This window comes from Kribbella sp. NPDC020701 (assembly GCF_055562215.1).
On the sequence record NZ_JBVHFT010000002.1, the window covers coordinates 15,842 to 29,480 of the forward strand.

At 68.5% G+C, this 13,639-nt stretch carries 12 protein-coding genes and 1 tRNA gene; 6 read left to right on the top strand and 7 right to left on the bottom strand.

Going from position 1 to position 13,639, the window contains the following annotated elements:
• Nucleotides 1-43 precede the first annotated feature (43 nt).
• The 5 genes from ACZ3HV_RS03435 to ACZ3HV_RS03455 all read right to left on the bottom strand — a co-directional run bounded on the left by ACZ3HV_RS03435 (nt 44) and on the right by ACZ3HV_RS03455 (nt 3,485).
• Complete coding sequence (locus tag ACZ3HV_RS03435; RefSeq protein WP_465680480.1) at nt 44-979, bottom strand: hypothetical protein; 936 nt, start codon at nt 977-979, stop codon at nt 44-46.
• Nucleotides 980-1,162: 183 nt separating this feature from the next.
• Nucleotides 1,163-1,936 carry an MBL fold metallo-hydrolase gene (locus ACZ3HV_RS03440; protein WP_465680482.1) on the bottom strand — a complete coding sequence of 258 codons (774 nt, stop codon included), beginning with the start codon at nt 1,934-1,936 and terminating at the stop codon, nt 1,163-1,165.
• A gap of 16 nt (nt 1,937-1,952) precedes the next feature.
• Complete coding sequence (locus ACZ3HV_RS03445; RefSeq protein WP_465680483.1) at nt 1,953-2,834, bottom strand: NUDIX hydrolase; 882 nt, start codon at nt 2,832-2,834, stop codon at nt 1,953-1,955.
• A 31-nt stretch (nt 2,835-2,865) separates the two neighbouring features.
• Complete coding sequence (locus ACZ3HV_RS03450; RefSeq protein WP_465680485.1) at nt 2,866-3,327, bottom strand: RidA family protein; 462 nt, start codon at nt 3,325-3,327, stop codon at nt 2,866-2,868.
• Nucleotides 3,324-3,485: a DUF4177 domain-containing protein gene (locus tag ACZ3HV_RS03455; RefSeq protein ID WP_360364428.1), complete on the bottom strand. Its 162-nt coding sequence runs from the start codon at nt 3,483-3,485 to the stop codon at nt 3,324-3,326. Before ACZ3HV_RS03455 ends, ACZ3HV_RS03450 begins: the two co-directional genes overlap by 4 nt.
• Nucleotides 3,486-3,569: 84 nt before the next feature.
• Between ACZ3HV_RS03455 and bagA the strand changes: the two genes are divergently transcribed.
• From bagA to ACZ3HV_RS03475, 4 genes are all read left to right on the top strand, one after another.
• Nucleotides 3,570-4,520 (top strand): ATPase BagA, encoded by a 951-nt coding sequence (gene bagA, locus ACZ3HV_RS03460; protein ID WP_465680487.1) that lies wholly within the window; start codon nt 3,570-3,572, stop codon nt 4,518-4,520.
• Nucleotides 4,521-4,638: 118 nt separating this feature from the next.
• Nucleotides 4,639-5,760, top strand: a complete 1,122-nt coding sequence (bagB, locus tag ACZ3HV_RS03465; protein ID WP_360364424.1) for an ArsA family ATPase — start codon at nt 4,639-4,641, stop codon at nt 5,758-5,760.
• A gap of 101 nt (nt 5,761-5,861) precedes the next feature.
• Nucleotides 5,862-8,213: an endopeptidase La gene (lon, locus tag ACZ3HV_RS03470; RefSeq protein ID WP_465680489.1), complete on the top strand. Its 2,352-nt coding sequence runs from the start codon at nt 5,862-5,864 to the stop codon at nt 8,211-8,213.
• A 133-nt stretch (nt 8,214-8,346) separates the two neighbouring features.
• Entirely contained in the window at nt 8,347-10,761 is a 2,415-nt protein-coding gene (locus ACZ3HV_RS03475; RefSeq protein WP_465680491.1) for a transglycosylase domain-containing protein, read from the top strand.
• Between the two features lie 26 nt (nt 10,762-10,787).
• Here ACZ3HV_RS03475 and ACZ3HV_RS03480 read toward each other — a convergent pair whose 3' ends face one another.
• Nucleotides 10,788-11,255, bottom strand: coding sequence for a GatB/YqeY domain-containing protein (locus ACZ3HV_RS03480; protein WP_465680493.1), 468 nt, complete (start codon nt 11,253-11,255; stop codon nt 10,788-10,790).
• Between the two features lie 32 nt (nt 11,256-11,287).
• Between ACZ3HV_RS03480 and ACZ3HV_RS03485 the strand changes: the two genes are divergently transcribed.
• The gene (locus ACZ3HV_RS03485) at nt 11,288-12,241 is read left to right on the top strand and encodes a metallophosphoesterase (RefSeq protein WP_465681689.1); all 954 of its coding nucleotides are present in this window, start codon (nt 11,288-11,290) and stop codon (nt 12,239-12,241) included.
• 8 nt (nt 12,242-12,249) lie between these two features.
• Nucleotides 12,250-12,326, top strand: a tRNA-Pro gene (locus ACZ3HV_RS03490).
• Nucleotides 12,327-12,370: 44 nt separating this feature from the next.
• Here ACZ3HV_RS03490 and ACZ3HV_RS03495 read toward each other — a convergent pair.
• A complete protein-coding gene (locus ACZ3HV_RS03495; RefSeq protein WP_465680495.1) occupies nt 12,371-13,621 on the bottom strand; it encodes an ABC transporter ATP-binding protein in 1,251 nt (416 codons plus the stop codon).
• Nucleotides 13,622-13,639 lie beyond the last annotated feature (18 nt).

The window sequence follows — 13,639 nt, forward strand, 5'->3', positions numbered from 1 at the left end:
AGAGGGCAAGCTCAGGCGCGGGCAAGCTCAGGCGCGGGCAAGCTCAGGCGCGGGCGAAGGCTTGGCGGATGCGGGCGACGACCCGGCCGGGGTGATCGAGGTCGGTCCAGATGACGCGTACGACCTGCAGGCCGAGCGCGCGCAGGCGGTCTTCCCGGACCTTCTCCCGGATCAGGCTCTCGCGCGTGTCACCGGCGTACTTGACCAGCCCGTCGAACTCGACAATGGTCCGCTGGTCGGGGAAGTAGAAATCGACGCGGGCAACGAAGCCGGCGTCATCGGTGAACACCACCTGGAGCACCGGCACCGGAAGCCCGTGGGTCTGCATGAGCACTCGTAACCGCGACTCCCCGACAGATTCGGACAACGGATCACTGAAGCCCAGGGCGGCTCTCGCCCGTGCGCTCCCCGGCCAGAACTCGGTCGCTGCCAATAGGCGCTGCAGGTCATCCGGGCTGATCGGATGATCACGCCGTACGGCGTCTGCGCTGATCACGGCCGCCTCGAAGGACGACGTACAGGCCATTTCGAACAGGGCGCGCGGCACCGTGGTCACGGTCAGACCACCGAGCGCGGTCAGGTCGGCCGAGGTCAGCTTGCCGCGATGGTGGCGTACGCCGGCGATCCGGCCACCGCGATGCTTGTCCAGACGGCTGACTTGGACCTCGGCCAGATCCGGTCCCCACAGCGGTACGCCGTGCAGCGCGAGCGCCGACTGGTGGCTCACGGCAACGGTGCCCGGGCGCATCGAGTTCATCACCGCGTGGACGAGTCGCCGGTGCTTCACGCCCTGCTGATCCCAGGGACTGAGGTGGCTCAGATCCACCGCCTCGGCGTACTGCCCGTAGCGGATCCGCTCCCAGCGGCCGTCCTGGATCCGGTCGTGGACCTGGCCTGGCGTGTACCCGCAGTCCGCGGCCTGCGCACGGCTGTACACCCCGCCCTGCCCCTCCGCGAGCAGCTTCAACTTCCGATTCACCAGCCAAGCATCAGCCGTCACCCGCGTCCCCCGCAGCCGCCTTCCACCAACCTGTGGATAACCGCGCGAACCCTCCAACTCGGTGGGCAGCCCCTCAGTTGGAGGGTTGCCCACTCAGATTCTCAGTGGGCAACCCTCCAGCTCAGTGGGCAACCCTCCAGCTCAGTGGGCAACCCCCGGCCACTAAGCGTTCAGGTAGTCGAGTTGGGCTTGGACTGAGCGTTTGGCGGCGGGCCAGAGGGTGGGGGGTACGTCGGCGTAGACGTGTTCGACGATGGAGTCGGGGGTGGTGTGGCCGGCGGCCAGGGCTGCGCGGACCTGGTCCAGGCGTTCGTGGCGGTGGTTGAGGTAGTAGGCGAGGACGTCGGAGGGGTCCACGATGACGGGGCCGTGGCCGGGGAGGAGGCGGTCGACGCCGGCTGGGGAGTTCGCGAAGGCGAGCAGGCGGTCGAGGGAGTCCAGGTAGGGGCCTAGGGCACCGTCTGGGTGGGCTACGACGGAGGTTCCGCGGCCTAGGACGGTGTCGCCGGTGAGCAGCGAGCCGTCCTGGGGTAGCCAGAAGCAGACCGAGTCCAGGGTGTGGCCGGGGGTGGGGAGGACCTCGATGCGGAGGCCGCCGGCGGTGATCACGTCGCCCTCGGACAGGCCGTGGGCGTGGTCGGTCGGGATGCGGTACGCCGGATCCACCGCTCGCACCCCACAACCCGCCTGGTTGGCGAACCACGCGGCGCCCTCGGAGTGGTCCGGGTGCTTGTGGGTCAGCAGTACGACGGCAACCTTGCCCGCGACCGCCAGGACCTCGCGGAGGTGATCTTCGAGCATCGGCCCGGGATCGACGACCACCGACACGTCCGCGTCCGGGGCGCGGAGGATCCAGGTGTTGGTGCCCTCCAGCGTCATCGGACCGGGGTTGGCGGCCAGCACTCGGCTCGCGTAGTCGGTGATCCGTTCGGTCATCGGTTCTCCTGCGCAGTCATATCGTCTCCAGGTACGCCTGATCGCCGTCCACGCGTACGGTCGGCAGGATTGTCCGGATCTCGCGGTCGCCGGCCGCGGCCAGGACCGCCGCGACGTCGTCGTACGGCGTGAGTTCGCGGCAGCACAGGTACGTCGGGGGGAGCATCAGCAGCTCACCGCCCTCGACCGCGGCCACCGCATCGGCGGGGCGCATCCAGGCGACCTGGTCGGACTCACTCGTCACGTCCCGGGTGACCTGGCCGGTCGGGAGCGCGGCGACGAAGAAGCTCGTGTCGTACCGCTTCGGCTCGAATTCCGGCGTGATCCAGTGCGCCCACGGGCCGAGCAGGTCCGCGCGCAAGACCAGCCCACGCCCGTGCAGGAAGTCGGCGAACCGCAGCCGGCCGGCCTCGAGTTCGATCCGGTCGGCCTCCCAGTCGTCGCCGGTCGTGTCGCTGACGACGGAGGACGTGGATGGACCGGCCAGCAGTACGCCGCACTCCTCGAAGGTCTCGCGGACCGCGGCGGCCACATAAGCCGCAGCCAGCTCCGCGGAGCACCCGAGCCGGTCGGCGAAGGCCGACGGCGGCGGGCCCGACCACGAGTCGGCGATCGCCGCATCGGCCGGGTCGACCCGGCCGCCGGGGAACACCGTCATCCCGGCGGCGAACGCCATCGTCCGCTGCCGCCGGAGCAGATACACCTCCGGCCCACCAGCCACCTCCGGCCCGTCCGCCGCGGGCGCGGCGGAGGTGGACGCAGCGGACGCGGCGGGCCTGGACGCGGTGCACGCGGGGGCGTCACGTAGCAGGATGACTGTCGACGCCGGTCGGGGGGCGACCGGCGTACGACTCTCGCGGGCGAACTCCAGCGCGGCCGACGCCATCCGGCCGGTCATCAGCTGAGACTTCAGGTCCCGCACGACAGCGTCAGCCGACCTCGACGATCAGCTCGACCTCGACCGGTGCGTCCAGCGGCAGGACCGGTACGCCGACCGCGCTGCGGGCGTGCTGCCCGGCCTCGCCGAACACCTGGCCGAACAGCTCGGAGGCGCCGTTGGCCACCTGCGGCTGACCGGTGAAGTCGGGCGTGGACGCGATGAACGCGACCGCCTTGACGATGCGCTTCACGTTCGCCAGGTCGCCGATCTCGGACTTGACCGCGGCCAGCGCGTTCAGCGCGCACTGCTGGGCGCACTCGCTCGCGACCTCGGCGCTGACCGCGTCCCCGACCTTGCCGGTGGCGATCAGGGTGCCGTCACGCAGCGGGAGCTGGCCGGACGTATAGACGAGGTTCCCGGTCCGCACGACCGGGATGTAGGCGGCGACCGGCTTGGCCACGTCGGGCAGCTTCAGGCCGAGCTCGGCCAGCTTCTCCTCGGGGTGGCTCATTTGGCCTCGATCTCCCGCTTGAAGTAGGCGACCAGGTTCTCGGGGTTCAGGCCCGGGACGACCTGAACCAGCTCCCAGCCGTCCTGGCCGAAGTTGTCCAGGATCTCCTTGGTCGAGTGGACCAGCAGCGGTGCGGTGAAGTACTCGAACTTCTTCATGAAGGGGACTGTATCGATACTTTCCCCGCCCCACCGCCCCGGTCAGGAACGGTGTGCTCTGGGACACGTCCTACCCTGGACCGTATGGCGCGACTGCACGTGGTCACCGGTAAGGGGGGCACCGGGAAGACGACTGTTGCGGCTGCCATGGCACTCGCACTGGCCGAGGAGGACAAGCGCGTCCTGCTCGTCGAGGTCGAAGGACGGCAGGGGCTCGCTCAGCTCTTCGACGTACCGCCGCTCCCGTACGTCGAAACCCGGATCGCCCAGGGGCCCGGTGGGGGCGAGGTGTTCGCGCTGGCCGTCGACGCCGAGGCCGCCCTGCTGGAGTACCTCGACATGTACTACCACCTCGGCCGGGCCGGGAAGGCGCTCGAGAAGGTCGGCGCGATCGACTTCGTCACCACGATCGCTCCCGGGCTGCGCGACGTACTGCTGACCGGCAAGGTCTACGAGGCGACGCGGCGGAAGTCGCACGGACGGCTCGCGTACGACGCCGTCGTACTGGACGCACCTCCGACCGGACGGATCGCGCCGTTCCTGAACGTGAACCACGAGGTCGCCGGGCTGGCCAAGGTCGGGCCGATCCGCAATCAGGCGGACGCGATCATGGGCATGCTGCGGTCGGACGTGACCCGGATCCACCTGGTGACGCTGCTCGAGGAGATGCCGGTCCAGGAGACGCTCGACGCGGTCGAGCACCTCGAGGCACTCGATCTGCGGATCGGGTCGATCGTGGTGAACATGGTCCGCAACAGTCCGCTCGACGATGACGCGCTCGCCCTGGCGGTGAAGGAGAAACTGCCGATCACCGAACTCACCAAGGGCCTGCGATCGGCTGGGCTCACGGGCGGCGCCGGGCTGGCGAGGACGTTGGCGACCGAGGCGCGCGACCACGCGATCCGGATCGGGCTGGAACGCGAGAACCGCGACCGAATCGATGCCTTAGGCAAGAAAGTCACCGAGCTGGCGCTCCAGCCCGAGGGCATCGATCACGGCGCCCTGGTCGACCTCGCCGAGGAGTTCCGCGCATGACAGTGCTTTTGGCCGGGCCTTCGGCGCCGGCAGGGTCACGGGGCCTTGACTCCCGGCCTTCCCTCGTCGCTCCAGTCGCTTCGCTCCCTCCGCTCCTCAGTCCAGGCCGGGAGGCCCCGTGACCGCGCTCGATCTGGATGCGTTGATTGATGATCCGTCGACGCGGATTGTTGTTACCTGTGGTGCGGGTGGGGTCGGGAAGACGACGACCGCGGCGGCGCTGGGGCTGCGGGCGGCGGAGCGGGGGCGGAAGGTCGTCGTACTGACGATCGACCCGGCTCGGCGGCTGGCGCAGTCGCTCGGGCTGACCGAGCTGGACAACACGCCGCGGGCCGTGGCCGAGGTCGACACCGGGAACGGCGGCCGGCTGGACGCGATGATGCTGGACATGAAGCGGACCTTCGACGAGGTGGTGCTCGCGCACGCGACGCCGGAGAAGGCCGAGCAGATCCTGGCGAACCCGTTCTACGTCGCGCTGTCGTCGTCGTTCGCGGGGACGCAGGAGTACATGGCGATGGAGAAGCTCGGGCAGCTGCACAAGCAGGCGGAGCGGACCGGTGACTGGGACCTGATCGTCGTGGACACACCGCCGTCGCGGTCGGCGCTGGACTTCCTGGACGCCCCGGAGCGGTTGGCGTCCTTGCTGGAGGGACGGTTCCTCAAGCTGCTGCTGGCACCCGCTCGCGGGCCGTTCAAGTTGATGTCCGCCGGCGTCAACATGGCGATGTCCGTGCTCAACAAGGTGCTCGGAGCCCAGGTGCTGACCGACGTCCAGACGTTCGTCGCGGCCTTCGACACGTTGTTCGGGGGATTCCGGGCGCGGGCCGAGCAGACGGTCGCGCTGCTGCGTGAGCCGCACACGGCCTTCCTCGTCGTCGCCGCGCCGCAGAACGACGCATTGCGGGAGGCGTCGTACTTCGCCGAGCGGTTGCGGGCCGAGCGGATGCCGCTGGCCGGCGTCGTCCTGAACCGGGTCACGAACACTGACGTACCGGACCTGTCGTCGGAGCGCTCACTGGGCGCCGCCGAGCGGCTGGAGGAGGCGGACAAGTCGCCGCTGACGGCCGCCGTACTGCGGTTGCACGCGGACAAGATGCATCAGGTCGTCGGCGACCACAAACGCGCCGACCGGTTCCGCCGGAGCCACCGCGCGATCCCGACCGCCGAGGTCCCGGCCCTCGCCGACGACATCCACGACCTCACCGGTCTACGCCACATCGGCGACCTGCTCACCGCCTGAGGTCGGTCGGCCACGTTTTCACCCACAGCGAACGCCGGGAATGACCTGGTGGGGGCTGTGGTTGAGCCTGTCAGACTCAATCTTGTAAAGGGTGTGACAGCGTGACCGATACGTTGAATCTTCCTGTTCTGCCGCTGGACGACGTCGTGGTCCTGCCGGGAATGGTCGTGCCGGTCCGACTGGCCGACCCCGAGGCCCGGGCCGCGATCGACGCGGCGCAGGCCTCCGGCCAGGACCAGGTACTGCTGGTGCCGCGGCTGGACGGGAAATATGCCAAGGCCGGGACGCTCGGTGAGATCGAGCAGATCGGCCGGCTGCCGGGCGGTGCCCAGGCGGCCGTGATCCGCGGGACCCAGCGGGTCCTGATCGGCGCCGGGACCACCGGTCCGGGCGCTGCGCTCTGGGTGGGCGCGACTGTTCTGCACGAGATCACCGACGCCCGTTCGGCGGAGCTGGCTCGTGAGTACAAGACCCTGATGACCTCGGTGCTGCAGCGTCGCGGCGCCTACCAGGTCATCGACTCCGTGAAGCAGGTCGACGACCCGGCGGAGCTGTCCGACCTGGCCGGCTACGCCTCGTACCTCAGCAATGAGCAGAAGTCCTGGTTGGTCGAGAACGCCAACGTCACCGAGCGGCTGGAGAAGCTGATCGGCTGGGTGAAGGACCACCTGGCCGAGCTCGAGGTCTCCGAGACGATCCAGAAGGACGTCCAGGAGGGCATGGAGAAGCAGCAGCGGGAGTTCCTGCTGCGCCAGCAGATGGCCGCGATCCGCAAGGAACTGGCCGAGCTGGACGGTAAGGCCGAGTCCGAGGAAGAGGACTACCGGGCCCGCGTCGAGGCGGCCGATCTGCCCGAGCACGTCCGCAAGGCCGCGCTCGCCGAGGTCGACAAGCTGGAGCGGACGTCCGAGCAGTCCCCCGAGGTCGGCTGGATCCGCACCTGGCTGGACACCGTCCTCGAGCTGCCGTGGAACGAGCGCAGCGAGGACAGCTACGACATCCGCGAGGCGCGGGCCGTGCTGGACGCGGACCACGCCGGACTGGATGACGTGAAGGAGCGCATCACCGAGTACCTGGCCGTACGGCGCCGCCGCGCGGACCGTGGTCTCGGTGTGGTCGGTGGACGCCGCAGTGGCGCCGTACTGGCCCTGGTCGGTCCGCCTGGTGTGGGTAAGACCTCGCTGGGTGAGTCCGTGGCGCGTGCGATGGGACGGAAGTTCGTCCGCGTCGCACTGGGTGGTGTGCGGGACGAGGCCGAGATCCGCGGTCACCGGCGTACGTACGTCGGTGCGCTGCCGGGCCGGATCGTCCGGGCGATCACCGAGGCCGGGTCGATGAACCCGGTGGTGCTGCTGGACGAGATCGACAAGGTGGGTGCGGACTACCGGGGTGACCCGACCGCCGCGCTGCTCGAGGTGCTCGACCCGGCGCAGAACCACACCTTCCGGGACCACTACCTGGAGGTCGAGCTGGACCTGTCCGACGTGGTCTTCCTGGCCACGGCGAACGTACTGGACTCCATCCCGGCGCCACTGCTGGACCGGATGGAACTGGTGCAGCTGGACGGCTACACCGAGGACGAGAAGGTCGTCATCGCCCGTGACCACCTGCTCCCGCGTCAGCTGGAGCGGGCGGGCCTGACGGCGGACGAGGTCGCCTTCGACGACTCGGCACTGCGGCTGCTGGCCGGCGAGTACACGCGTGAGGCCGGCGTACGGCAGCTGGAGCGGTCGATCGCTCGAGTCCTGCGGAAGGTGACGGCAAAGCTCGCCCTGGGCGAGGACGCTGGTTCGCTGACCATCGGATCCGGTGAGTTGAAGGGCTACCTGGGCTCACCGAAGTTCACTCCGGAGTCAGCCGAGCGTACGGCGCTCCCAGGCGTGGCGACCGGGCTTGCGGTGACTGGTGCTGGTGGTGACGTGCTCTTCGTGGAGGCGTCGCTGGCCGACAAGGAGACCGGCCCGACCGGAGTCACACTGACCGGACAGCTCGGTGACGTGATGAAGGAGTCGGCGCAGATCGCCCTGTCGTACCTGCGCTCGCACGGCGCGGAGCTGGGGCTGCCGGTCGGCGACCTGGCCGAGCGGAACGCCCACATCCACGTGCCGGCCGGTGCGGTCCCGAAGGACGGTCCGTCGGCGGGTGTGACGATGACGACGGCGCTGGCGTCGCTGCTGTCCGGGCGGCCGGTCCGCTCGGAGGTCGCGATGACCGGTGAGGTGTCGTTGACCGGACGGGTCCTCCCGATCGGTGGGGTGAAGCAGAAGCTGCTCGCCGCGCACCGGGCCGGGCTGACCACGATCCTGATCCCGAAGCGGAACGAGCCGGACCTGGAGGACGTGCCGGAGTCCGTGCTCAAGGAGCTGACGGTGCACCCGGTCAGCGATGTCCGCGAGGTGCTGGATCTGGCGCTCGTACCGGCGCAGGTCGAGGCACACCAGTACGCCGCCTGACCGTCGTACAACCGGAGGGCCCGAGCAGTTTGCTCGGGCCCTCCTCCTTTTGGATGAACTTTGTCCAGACACCGTGATGGAACTCACATTCGCAGCGGTAACCCAAAATGCCGGTCCCGTAGTCTCTATAACCATGCGCGTCAGGGAGAAGGACGACCGGGGAGTCGTCCAATCGGTGGTCCTGTTCCTCGGGGTGAGCGTGCTGTCGGGGGCCTTGGCCGCCGGTCTCGCCATCCCCTTCGCCGGGTTGGCCGGCTTCACCACCGAGAAGACTTCCGACACTCTGCAAGACCTGCCGCAGCAGTTCGACGAGGTGCCACTGAAGCAGAAGAGCACCATCCTGGCCGCCGACGGTTCGTTGATCGCCACCCTGGCCGAGCAGAACCGGGTGCCGGTCAAGCTCAGCCAGGTCGCGCCGATCATGCAGAAGGCGATCGTCGCGATCGAGGACGACCGGTTCTACGAGCACGGCGCGCTGGACCTCAAGGGCACGCTGCGCGCGCTGCTGCAGAACAAGTCCTCGGGCGGGATCCAGCAGGGCGGCTCGAGCATCACCCAGCAGTACGTGAAGGTGAGCCTGGTCGAGAAGGCGAAGACGCCCGAGGAGGTCGCCGAGGCGACCGCCGACACGTACCAGCGCAAGGTCGCCGAGCTGCGGTACGCGATCGCGGTCGAGAAGGAGTACTCGAAGAACGAGATCCTGGAGAAGTACCTCAACCTGGCGAACTTCGGCGACGGCGCCTGGGGCATCCAGGCCGCCGCGCAGCACTACTTCTCCGTGAACGCCTCCCAGCTCACTCTGCCGCAGGCCGCGCTGCTGGCCGGCCTGGTGAAGAACCCGACCGGCTACGACCCGACCAACAACCCGACGCGCGCCAAGGAGCGCCGCGACGTGGTCATCAAGCGGATGCTCGAGCTCAAGGTCATCTCGGCCACCCAGGCCAACTCGGCGCTGAAGACCCCGGTGATCGACTTCGCCAAGGTCCGCCCGAACAAACTCGGCTGCGCCAACGGTCCGTACCCGTTCTACTGCGAGTACGTCGTCTCCCAGCTCGAGGACAACCCGGCCTTCGGTAAGACCAAGACCGATCGCGCGAACTTCCTCAAGACCGCCGGCCTCACGGTCCGGACCTCGCTCGACCCGAAGATCCAGAAGGCCGCGCAGCACTCGATCGACGTCCACGCCAAGCCCACCGACTCCGCGATCGCCGCGATCACGATCGTCGAGCCCGGGACGGGCCTGGTGAAGGCGATGGTGCAGAGCAAGCCGTACGGCGGCAAGAAGAACCAGACGTCGTACAACTACAACGTCGAGAAGTCCTACCCCGGTGGGTACGGCGGCTTCCAGAACGGTTCGACGATGAAGGCCTTCACGATCGCGGCCGCGATCCAGAAGGGCTTCCCGCTGAACTACAAGATCAACGCGCCCAACCAGATCGACCTGAGCGGCAAGAAGTTCAGCACCTGCAACGGGACGACCTCGGACCCGGACTACACCCCGAGCAACTCCACGCAGAACGTGCCCGAACCGACGATGATCCAGGCCGCGCAGAAGTCGACGAACACCTACTTCCTGCTGCTGTCCCAGCAGACCGGCCTCTGCCCGATCGCCAAGATCGCCGCGTCGCTGGGGTTGTACGACGCCCAGACCGGCGACGCCCAGACCGCCAGGCCGCTTGACCAGGTCGTGTCGATGACTCTCGGCGTCGGCTACGTGACCCCGCTGCAGCTGTCCAGCGCGTACGCCGCATTCGCCGCCCGGGGCATGTACTGCACGCCGTGGCTGGTCACCACGATCAAGAACGCCGTCGGCAAGTCGATCGCCACCCGTGGCGCGGACTGCAAGCAGGCGCTCGCCCCTGAGGTCGCCGACGGCGTGAACGCCGTACTGCACCAGGTCATGCAGAAGGGCGGCACCGGCGCGAAGCTGAACTTCGGCACGAGCGATCTGGCCGGCAAGACCGGAACGATCACCGACAACAAGGCCGTGTGGTACGCCGGTTACTCGACCAAGCTGGCCGCCGCGTCGGTGGTGGCCGACGCCTCGCTGCCGTACCGGAACCTGATCGGTCAGACGCTCGGCGGCAAGAAGATGTACGACGCGTCCGGCTCGGGCACCGCCGGACCGCTCTGGCAGACCGCGATGCAAGGCGCGCTGCAGGGTTACCCGACCACGCGCTTCACCGCGCCGTCGGACACGATCTCGCGCGGCAACGTGAAGGATCTGCCGTTCGTGAACGGGATGAACCCCGACGACGCCGCCAACAAGCTCCGGCAGGCCGGGTTCGACGTCGAGATCGCGCCCGGCACGGTCAACTCCGAGGAGACCGCCGGCACTGTCGCCTACACCAGCCCGCGGCAGCGCGACGGCGCCCCCGAGGGCTCGAAGGTCACCATCTTCGTCTCCAACGGCAGCCAGCAGAACCAGCCCAACACGACGAAGCCGCCGAACACCACCAAACCCCCGGGCACTCCCACCACCATCAACCCCAACTGCCCACCCTGGAACCCGAAGTACCCCAACTGCGGCGGCCGCGGCCACGGCTGACAGCCATGACCGCGGAGGCCGCGACGCTAGGCGCCGAGCTGGCGCTTGACCTCGGCGGAGACGGCGCCGCCGTCGGCTTTGCCCTTGACCTTGGGCTGGAGGGCCCCCATGACCTTGCCGATGCCGCGCGGGCCGAGTTCGGCGGCGCCGGTCGCGGCGATGGTCTCGGTGACCAGGGCTGCGATCTCCTCCTCGGTCAGCTGCTCGGGGAGGTACTCGGCGAGGATGTCCGCCTCGGCCTGTTCCTTGTCGGCCAGTTCGGTCCGGCCGGCGTCGCGGTAGGCGACGACGGACTCGCGCCGCTTCTTCGCCTCCGAACCCAGGACGTCGACGATCTCGGCGTCGGAGAGCTCGCGGGCCTCCTTGCCGGCCACCTCCGCCTTGGTGACCGCGGTGAGCGCCATCCGCAGAGTGGACTTGCGGATCTCGTCGCGCGCCTTCAGGGCGGCGGTCATGTCGTCGTGCAGGCGCTGCTTCATTCCGGAGTTGGACATGCCCATGATTGTGGCAGGCTGGTGAAATGACGTTGCGCGGGCTTGTCAACACCACTCTGAAGACCACGGCGGTCGTCGGTGCCGTGGGTGCCGCCTGCGTCGCGTACGCGGCCGCCGTCGAGGTGCGCTGGTTCACACTGCGCAGAGTGACCGTGCCGGTGCTGCCGGAGGGTTCCGAGCCGCTCAGGGTGCTGCATCTGTCCGATCTGCACCTGATGCCCACCCAGGAGCGCAAGATCAACTGGGTCAACGACCTGGCCGCACTCGAGCCCGACCTGATCGTGAACACCGGCGACAACATCTCCCACGAGCGTGCGGTCCAGCCACTGCTCCGCGCGTACGGCGATCTGTTCGACCTGCCGGGAGTCTTCGTGTTCGGCTCCAACGACTTCTGGAAGCCGCACTTCAAGAACCCGGGCAAGTACCTGCTGCCCGCGCACAAGCAGCGGCACAAGCCGCACGGCCCGGACCTGCCGTACGAGGAGATGCGCCACGCGTTCACCGGCGCCGGCTGGACCGACCTGAACAACGCCAAGGCGACCCTCAAGGTCAACGGCCTGCGCCTGGACTTCGCCGGGACCGACGACCCGCACATCAAGCGCGACCGGTACGACGAGGTCGCGGGTGAGGCGGACCCGACGGCCGACCTGTCCATCGGCGTCACGCACGCGCCGTACCAGCGCATCCTGAACGGCTTCGTCGGCGACGGCTACCCGCTCGTCCTGGCCGGCCACACCCACGGCGGCCAGCTGGCGGTGCCGTTCTACGGCGCCCTGGTGACCAACTGCGACCTGGACACTTCCCGCGTGAAGGGCCTGTCCACCTGGGGCCACGGCGGCCGCCAGGCGGCTCTGCACGTGTCGGCCGGCCTCGGCACTTCGCCGTACGCGCCGGTGCGTTTCGCGTGCCGGCCGGAGGCGACGCTGCTCACTCTCGTCCCACGGATTAACCCGATTTCGTCCCCACGGTCGTCGCATGTAAGCTAACGGCGATTCGGGCTGTGGCGCAGCTTGGTAGCGCGCTTCGTTCGGGACGAAGAGGTCGCAGGTTCAAATCCTGTCAGCCCGACCACGTGGAAGAGGTCCCTCGGTGAGGGGCCTCTTTCCCTGTTCGCCCTACTCCTCCGTCTGCTGGGCCGTGGCCCGCGGGTCCGAACTGGCGACCTGCTCGCTCGCCGGCGAACTCGACTCGACCGGTTCCGGCGCGGCGGCGTACTGGGTCAGGTTGTCCCCGGTGGCCGGGTCGAAGACGTGAATCTGGTCGTTGTCGAACCAGAGGTCCGTCACGGTGCCGTCGGTGACCTTGCTCTGGGCACCCAGGACGACGACCAGTTGGGTGCGCATCTGCTCGCTGTCCAGCTCGCGCTGGAGCTCCTTCAACTGCAGGGTGACATCCTTCGGAGCGTCATAAGGGATGTAGGCATAGAGCTCGTTGCCGAGCCACTCGGTCACGTCCACGTGGGCTGTGAACGTTTCCCCGTGGGACCGGGTCGCAGCATCCACGCCGGAGGAGTCCTCGAAGTCCTGCGGGCGAACGCCGACAATGACCAAATCATGTCCGGCCGTCCCTGCGAGCCGGTCGGTGACGGCCACGTCGCCGAGCGGGGTCTCGAGGGCGCCGTCTTTCACTCGGCCCGGGATGAAGTTCATCGGCGGCGACCCGATGAACCCGGCGACGAAAAGGTTCGCGGGCGTGTCGTACAGCTGGTGCGGAGTCCCGATCTGCTGCAGGACGCCCTTGCGCAGGACGGCGATCCGGTCCCCCAGCGTCATCGCCTCGGTCTGGTCGTGGGTGACGTACACGGTCGTAGTCCCGAGCCTGCGCTGCATCCGGGCGATCTCGGTCCGCATCTGTCCGCGCAGCTTCGCGTCCAGGTTGGACAGCGGCTCGTCGAACAGGAACGCGTCGGCCTTGCGGATGATCGCCCGGCCCATCGCGACCCGCTGCCGCTGGCCGCCGGACAGGTTGGCCGGCTTGCGCTTCAGGTTCTCGGTCAGCTCGAGTACATCGGCGGCCTCCTCGACCCGTTGCGTCACCTCGGCGTCCGGCATGTTCTTCAGCCGCAGCGGGAACGCGATGTTCTCGAACACGTTCAGGTGCGGGTAGAGCGCGTAGTTCTGGAACACCATCGCCAGGTTCCGGTCCCGCGGCGCCTTCTCGTTGACCCGTTCGCCGTTGATCAGCATGTCGCCCTCGGTGATGTCCTCCAGGCCGACGATCATCCGCAGGAGGGTCGACTTTCCGCAGCCGGACGGCCCGACCAGGATGATGAACTCTCCGTCGGCGACCTCGATGCTGATGTCGTCGACAGCCAGGAATCCGTCCGGGTACCGCTTGACGATGTTCTTCATATTGATGGTTGCCACAGTCGGACATCTCCTTCC